2 protein-coding genes are annotated in these 4,454 nt (G+C 51.0%); one reads left to right on the top strand and one right to left on the bottom strand.

Going from position 1 to position 4,454, the window contains the following annotated elements; all coding sequences use genetic code 11:
* Positions 1-467 precede the first annotated feature (467 nt).
* Positions 468-632, bottom strand: coding sequence for a hypothetical protein (locus tag AC06MN_RS01250; RefSeq protein ID WP_475670541.1), 165 nt, complete (start codon positions 630-632; stop codon positions 468-470).
* A gap of 767 nt (positions 633-1,399) precedes the next feature.
* Here AC06MN_RS01250 and AC06MN_RS01245 point away from each other — a divergent pair.
* Positions 1,400-3,931, top strand: coding sequence for a family 78 glycoside hydrolase catalytic domain (locus AC06MN_RS01245; RefSeq protein ID WP_475670540.1), 2,532 nt, complete (start codon positions 1,400-1,402; stop codon positions 3,929-3,931).
* Positions 3,932-4,454 lie beyond the last annotated feature (523 nt).

The raw sequence follows: 4,454 nt of genomic DNA, 5'->3' as shown, positions 1-4,454 counted from the left end.
GCCTCAAGACGCATCGTGGGGTAAGGGGATTTTGTGCAACGGAAACACCTAAATGCCATTCCCTACGGCCTGAAGGCATCTTCCCGGCCTGCTACTTTGGAACTCATTACTCTTGCAGATCGGTTGCGGATTTAAGGATTTCAAAAAAGCTCCGATTTTTCATCATTATTTTTCTGTTTCGCTCATCCCCAACCAATTACCCTGTTGATAATTTTGTTGATAAAAAAATCCCCTCCAAAAGTGGCGCGTTCACGAAATACGCTGTACTTTTGCCATATCTAATCAAATTCAAATCATGTGTAACACCTACAGACACGGAACAGCGTTGGCGACAGGAAAACAGGGGGCTTGGGAACCTCTTGCCGCGAATGTCGTCGCCTCGCAAGGGGCTAAGCTCTCCTATCGCGGTCCCCGACAAACTAAAAAATTGATGACTTATGTGGAACATAAAAAACTGCACGGCATACCTATCTGACTCTTCTATCCATAGAAACGATATAGATGACCGCCTGTCCGAAGCGGTCTCTCCTAACGACAGCGGCAAAATTCCCGCCGCTGAGGATGTCCCATATCCCACTACTGATTGGAATCTGTATCTTCCGCATGGTTGCGGAAACGTTGTCTTCACGCATGGCAAAGGCCTTTCGCCCGAGCCATCAGCCCTGCCCTACGCTTCTTTTTTGGATTTTTCGACTGAAAAACTCCTCCTACCGGACCAAATTTCCGCTTCTCGAGAAAAAAGTCCGACCCAAGGACAAAAAGCTCGACGTGTCGAGAAAAAAGACCTCACGCATGACATAATGTCCCAAATCTCGAACATTTTGTCATGCCGATGGACCGAAATGCTCGACGTGTCGAGAAATAAGACCTTGCGATGGACAAAATCCTCGAAAAGTCGAGGAAAAAGACCTATGCACGGACCAAATCCTCGAAAAGTCGAATTTCGGTCCTACCGATGGAGCAAAGCAACTGAAAAAGCCAAGAAGTGCATCCTGATTTGTCATCTTTAGTCTTTTTAAACTAAAGCTTAACAATTCGTTTCAGTCTTTTGCCAGTTCCTGAAACGCCACACTTGAGAAAGAATAGGCCTCCGAGGGTGTCACATGATGCCCTCGGAGTTTTTTGTTTTGGGGTTCACAAAACTTGCAAAACCTTTTTTGTGCGGAAACTCGCAACCGCTCGTTTCCGGGCTTTTATAATGTTTTTGGCGGGATAATAGATTAGATTCCCGTCCCCGCCTCCGCGAGGATGACGACGGGAAGGACGCTGTCGCGCGGTGGGTGCTGTCGCCATGATACGCTATCGCGAAGCGTAAAGGCGTTTTAGAAACGTCTTTAAAAGCACAAGTAACAACAATAATTTTCATACCTTTGCCCGTTCATATTATAAGCCACTATCTATGCAAAAACACATCTACCCCATTCTCGCCATGCTGGCGTTCTTTCTCTTCGCCGCTTGCAGTTCGACCCCCGAAGTGTATGACCTGAAATGCGAAGGCCTGACAGAGCCTTTGGGCATCGACTCCGATATGCCCCATTTCAGTTGGAAGACCCGTTGCGACAAAAGTATGACTCAGGTGGCCTATCAGATTGAAGTGGCTTCTTCCGCAGACAAGCTGCTGGCTGGCGAGGCGGATTTGTGGCAAAGCGGACAAGTGGCATCCGCCGAACAGGTTATGGTGCCATACAGTGGCGCACCCCTCTCATCACGGCAGCAATGCTGGTGGCGGGTCAGGGTGTGGAACCACGACGGCGCATCGCCATGGAGCAGTCCGCAGCAGTTCGGCATCGGAATTCTCGACCAAATCGAAGGACGATACATCGGTGCCGCTCCAGGCAATTCCGCCCTTTTAAGAAAGAAATTCACGGTCACGGATGATTTCTCACAGGCCTTGCTTTATGTGAATTCTCTTGGCTACCACGAAGTTTACCTTAACGGGCAAAAAGTGAACGATGCTGTCCTGACACCCGCCGTTTCACAACTCAGCAAACATTCCCTCATCAATACCTACGATGTTTCAGGGTTGCTGAAAAAAGGCGAAAACGACTTGGTTTTTTGGACCGGAGCAGGCTGGTACCGAAAACATTTCGGAGCGGTGTATGACGGAGCGGTGGTCTGCGCAGAATTAGACCTCGACGGCCGTACGGCCCTCACCACCGATGAAACATGGATGGGCTGTGCCAGCGGCTACCGCGACTTGGGCACTTGGATTCACGATGACTACACGGGAGAGCTCATTGACGCACGACAGGTTCCAAAAGCACTTACAGGCATGGCCCTCGACACCTTGCCTTGGGTGGCGGTCGACACCGTTACCGTTTCAGTAAAAGCCGTGCAGCAGATGTGCGAGCCTTGCACTATACAAGAGACTTTTTCAGCCGTGAGCGTCAAGCCCTACGGCGAGAATATGTGGTTCGTCGACATGGGACGCGTGGTGAACGGTCTGCCCGAGATAAGGCTGCCACAACTTCCGGCGGGCCACGAGACCACCGTGGGCTTTGCCGATACGAGATTCGACGACGGCACTGTCTTCACCTTCCTACACAACACGCTCATCAGTTCGGGCGCGGAAGGCGGCGACACCTTCACCGACAAATTCATCCAGCAGGCCTACCAATACCTTGTGCTGATCAACCTGCCCATCACCCCAAAACCCGAAGACATCAAGGTACACCGCATGAGGACCGACTATCCGCGGAGAGCCTCATTCAGTTGCTCCGATGCCGACCTCTGCGCCATTCACGACATGGTGGCCTACACCACCGAGAATCTGGCTTTCAACGGCTATATGGTCGATTGCGGCAGTTTTGAAAAACACGGATACGGCGGCGACGGCAATGCTTCCACCCTAACCGTGCAGACGCTTTACGAGGTCGCCCCACTCTACTACAATTGGTTACAGGCCTGGAACGACGTGGTGAGAACAGACGGCTCGCTACCAAACACCGCTCCAAGCACACACGAAGCGGGCGGCGGACCTTACTGGTGTTCGTTCATCATACAGGCACCCTGGCGCACCTTCATGAGTTACGGCGACGACCGGAGTTTAGCCAAAGGCTACCCTTACATGAAACAGTGGTTGGCCTTCGCCGAGCAAACCATCGAAGACGGGCTGTATTTCAGCAGTGCCAACGGGAAAGACTGGGGCTTAGGCGACTGGCTTGCGCCAAAAGGCGTAGATGTCAAAAACCGAGAGTCTATCGACTTGGTCAGCAACTGCGCAATGAGTCAGTGTCTGCGCGACATGACCCATATCGCCGCACATCTCGGCATAGTTCAGGACAGTATCCGCTATGCCGAACAGTTAGAAATGCTGAACCGCAACATCCACCAGACTTTCTACCACGGAGACGGAACCTACGGAACAGGATCGCAAATAGACATGGCCTATCCCTTGCTCGTGGGTGCAGTTCCCGACACGCTTACCGCATTAGTGGCAAGGAAACTCACAGAACGAACTGCACAATTATACGACAACCACATCGCCTGCGGACTTGTCGGCGTGCCCGTCCTGACCGAATGGGCCACCCATGCCGGCGAATGCGACTTCATTTACCGTATGCTCAAGAAGACCGACTATCCGGGGTATCTATATATGATGGACAACGGAGCGACAGCCGTCTGGGAGTCGTGGAACGGCGAACGCTCGCGGCTGCACAACTGCTACAACGGCATTGGCAGCTGGTTCTATCAGGCACTTGGCGGCATCATCCCCACACAGCCAGGCTATAGGCGGGTGAGCATCCGTCCGCAGACCCCTGAAGGCATCACCTGGACGGAAGTCACGGAAGAAACGCCCTATGGAACCTTGCGGGTGCGTTGGGAACGGGGAAATAATAAGAAAACGATGCAGGTGACCATCCCTGTGGGTATCACGGCAGACATTTTCGGCAAGACATACAAAAATGGAAGTTATACGATTGAATTTTAATACCTTAGGACGACGACGTTAAATCTTTTCAATGGACTAACATCCTCCGTTCATTTTTTTCTTGGCAACTATATATTATTAGACCCGCCGACCTCGAAGAGGTCACATTTCTGTTACCCTATACGAGCGTAGCGGAGTGTAGGGTAGCGACGTCCAGCATATCTATGGGTTATGCGCATGCCCCACACTACGTATGGGGTAACAGAAATCGCATCTCTCCGAGATGCTGCCCGACAATTGACAAGACTTTGACAATCAACATGGGTCAAAAAGTATATAGTTGCCTTTTTCATTGTCAAGAATTAGAGAATGAGAGAAATTTGAATTCTGTCCTACTTGAAGTTGGCGCTTCGCGCTGGAATTTACGGGAATCGCATCGCATTCCTTGAGGGCAGCGAAAGTCTCTAATTCCAAAAGGATTTCCGTAGCTCGTTGTCTTGCACTTCCGGCAGGCTTCTCTCTTTTTCTTTGTCAAGAATTAGAGAACGAGAGAAAATTGGACTCCGTCCTACTTGAAGTTGGC

This window comes from Candidatus Limimorpha sp., assembly GCF_056203535.1.
This window is presented reverse-complemented; position numbering and strand designations above follow the sequence as displayed.